3 protein-coding genes are annotated in these 3,512 nt (G+C 66.8%); all 3 read right to left on the bottom strand.

Features of this window, described 5'->3' with window-relative positions:
- Window positions 1–554 (bottom strand): ABC transporter permease (locus AC1D00_RS32140; RefSeq protein WP_477013428.1); only part of this gene is annotated, 554 nt, incomplete at its 3' end.
- The gene (locus tag AC1D00_RS32135; RefSeq protein WP_135177001.1) at window positions 547–2,070 is read right to left on the bottom strand and encodes a sugar ABC transporter ATP-binding protein; all 1,524 of its coding nucleotides are present in this window, start codon (window positions 2,068–2,070) and stop codon (window positions 547–549) included. The genes AC1D00_RS32135 and AC1D00_RS32140, both read right to left, overlap by 8 nt.
- Window positions 2,067–3,461: an FAD-linked oxidase C-terminal domain-containing protein gene (locus tag AC1D00_RS32130; RefSeq protein ID WP_477013427.1), complete on the bottom strand. Its 1,395-nt coding sequence runs from the start codon at window positions 3,459–3,461 to the stop codon at window positions 2,067–2,069. The genes AC1D00_RS32135 and AC1D00_RS32130 overlap by 4 nt, the downstream gene beginning before the upstream one ends.
- Window positions 3,462–3,512: the final 51 nt, after the last annotated feature.

Genomic DNA, 3,512 nt, shown 5'->3' with positions numbered 1-3,512 from the left:
TGATAGAGCAGGCCGTGAAAGACCGCATAGGTCACCAGCGCCATCACGATCGGCACGGGTACGCCCAGCAGCGTCGCCGAGTAGATGTCGCGCACGCTGTGGGGGATGCCGACCACGCTCTGGCCGTCGCTGACGATCAGCGACAGGCCCTGCGCCATGCCGAGCGTGCCGAGCGTCGCAACGAAGGGCGGGATGCCGAGGATCGCGACCAGCCAGCCGTTGACGGTGCCGAAGGCGGCGCCGACCAGCAGGCCGGCGCCGAGGCCCAAGAGCATCGACTTGGTCGCCAGCGACACGATGGCGACGCAGAGCGAGGTCAGCGTCAGCACCGCGCCCATCGACAGGTCGAGCCCCTCGGTCATGATGATCAGGGTCATCGGCAGCGCGAGCATGGTCAGGATGGTCGACTGCACCAGCACGTTGGAGAGGTTGGCGACCGACAGGAAGCCGGGTGCGATCGCGCTGAACAGCGCGATCAGCAACACCAGCACGATGGCAACGCCGGGAATGCGTTGCAGCGGATTGGGCTCGGAAACGACCACGGCTTCACGCATGATGCATCCCCAGTCGCACGATGTTCTCCTCGGTCAATTCGTTGCGTGTCAGGTGCCCGGCGATGCGCCCTTCGCGCATCACATAGGCGCGGTCGCAGACATGGCAGATCTCGACCTGTTCGGACGAGATCATCAGGGCGGCGGCGCCTTCCGCGACCAGGCGGTCGATCAGCGCAAAGATCTCGGACTTGGCGCCGATGTCGATGCCCCGGGTCGGCTCGTCGAAGATGAAGAGCTTCGAGCCGGCCGCCAGCCATTTGCCGATCACGACCTTCTGCTGGTTGCCGCCCGAGAGCAGGCCGACGGTCTGGCGCGCGCTGGGTGTCGCGATCCTCAGCTGCCGGATCAGGCCGTCGGAGGTGCGCTGCGCCGAACGCTGGTCGAACAGGCCGCTCGGGAACAGTTTTCGCAGCGCCGACACCACCAGATTGTCACTTACGGACCGCAGCAGTGCGAGGCCTTCGCTCTTGCGGCTCTCCGGGATCAGCGCGATGCCGCGGCGGGCGGCAAGATCAGGCTCGCCGGAAATGGTCTTGCCGTCGAAAATGATCTCGCCGGCGCTGACGGGATCGGCGCCGAAGATGGCGCGCGCGACTTCGCTGCGGCCGGAGCCGACCAGGCCGCACAGGCCGACGATCTCGCCCCGGCGCACCTCGATGTTGATGTCGGAGATGCCGGTCGACGAGCTCAGGCCCTTGACCTCCAGCAGCAGCTCGCCGGGCTTGTCGGCGAAATTGCGCGGATAGGTCATGTCCACGGTGCGGCCGACCATCATGCGGACGAGCTGGTCCGGCGTGACGTCGGCGGGACGGACGCCGTCGATGCGGCGGCCGTCGCGCAGCACCGTTATGCGATCGCCGAGCGCGAACACCTCCGCCATGCGGTGCGAGATATAGACGATGGACACGCCGTCGGCTTTCAGCCGCGCGATCAGCGCGAACAACAGCTCGGTCTCGCGGTCGGACAGCGCCGCGGTCGGCTCGTCCATGACGAGGATGCGCGCGTTCTGGCTGATCGCCTTGGCGATCTCGACCATCTGCTGCTGCGCCACCCCTAGCTTGTCCACGATGGTGGAGGGGTCGATGTCGAAGCCGATGGTGCCGAGCACGCGTTTGGCATCGGCGAGGATCTTGCGCCGATCGATGGTGCCGGGGATGCGGCCCTTCGGCTCGCGGCCGAGGAAGATGTTCTGGGCGATGTCGAGATGGGGGACCAGCGAGAATTCCTGGAAGATCACGGCAATGCCGAGCTTCTGCGCATCCGCGGCCGAGCCGATCGCGACCTTCTGGCCCTTGTAGTAGAATTCGCCGGCATCGGCGCTGTAGGCGCCGCACAGCACCTTCATCAGGCTCGACTTGCCGGCGCCGTTCTCTCCGAGCAGCATGTGGACTTCGCCGGGGAAGACGGCAAAGGACACGTCGTCCAGCGCCTTGACGCCGGGAAACTCCTTGCTGATGCCGCGCAACTCGAGCAGTGGCGTGGGCGAGGTGACCTCGATCGGAAGCGCGTCGCTCATGCCTTGGCTCCGCTCGCAAAGATCTTTCCGGGATTCATCAGGCCGTTGGGGTCGAGCGCGGCCTTGATCGATCGCATCACGTCCACGGCCTCGCCGAGCTCGTCGGCGAGATAGTCGATCTTGCCGAGCCCGATGCCGTGCTCGCCGGTGCAGGTGCCGTCCATCGCGATGGCGCGGGCGACCATGCGGGCCTGGAGCGCCTTGGCGCCTTCGCTCTCCTCCGGCTTTGCCGGATCGATCAGGATCAGCATGTGGAAATTGCCGTCGCCGACATGGCCGACGATCGGCGCGGTGAAACCGTGCTCGTCCGCGTCGCGCCGCGTCTCGGTCAGGCATTCCGCCAGCCGCGAGATCGGCACGCAGACATCGGTGATCACGGCGCGCGCGCCCGGCCGCAAGCCCAGGCCCGCATAGAGCGTGTTGTCGCGGGCGTGCCAGAGCCGGCTGCGGTCTTCCTGCGCCTTGGCCCAGGCAAAGCCATGACCTCCATGGTCGGCGGCGATCGCCTCCGCGGCCTCGGCCTGCTCGGCGACGGAGGCCTCGGAGCCGTGGAATTCGAAGAACAGGGTCGGAGCCTCGCGATAGCCGAGCTTTGCGTAGGCATTGATGCCGCGCATCATGACGTCGTCGAGCAGCTCGATGCGCGCCACGGGGATCGCGGACTGGATCACGGAGATCGCGGTGTCGACGGCGTCATGCAGGGTGTCGAAGCTGCAAACCGCGGCCGAGATCGCCTGCGGCACGGGATGCACCTTCAGCGTGATCTCGGTGATGAGTCCGAGCGTGCCTTCCGCACCGACGAACATGCGTGTCAGGTCGTAACCGGCGGCCGACTTGCGGGCGCGCCTGGCGGTCCGGATCACGCGCCCATCGGCCAGCACGACCTCGAGCGCCATGACATTGTCCTTCATGGTGCCGTAGCGCACCGCCATGGTGCCGGAGGCCCTCGTCGATGTCATGCCGCCGATCGAGGCGTCGGCGCCCGGATCGATCGGGAAGAAGAGACCGGTGCCGCGCAGCTCCGCATTGAGCTGCTTTCGCGTGATCCCGGGCTGCACCACGACGTCCATGTCGCTGTCGTGCACGGCCAGCACCTTGTTCATGCGTGCGAAGTCGAAGCAGACGCCGCCCGCGACCGAGGCCGCATTGCCTTCGAGCGAGGTCCCGGCGCCGAACGGGACGATCGGCATGCCCGCGGTAGCGCAGAGCTTCACGATCTCGACGACCTCCTGCGTGGTTTCAGGAAAGACGACGATGTCAGGCGGCAGGTTGCGATAATGCGACTCGCTCTGGCCGTGGTGATCGAGCACGCCGCGCGCGACGCTCGCGCGCGGACCGATCATGCCCGTGAGGCGATCGGCCAATGCCACTGTGCTGACCCGCGGTCCCATCCTTGCTCCCTGTCTGCCCCGATGACGGACTCTTGCCGGTCCGCTGTGTTG

The organism is Bradyrhizobium sp. P2_E8 (assembly GCF_056403875.1).
The sequence above is the reverse complement of the archived record's forward strand: the minus strand, read 5'-3'. Positions and strand labels throughout refer to the sequence as shown.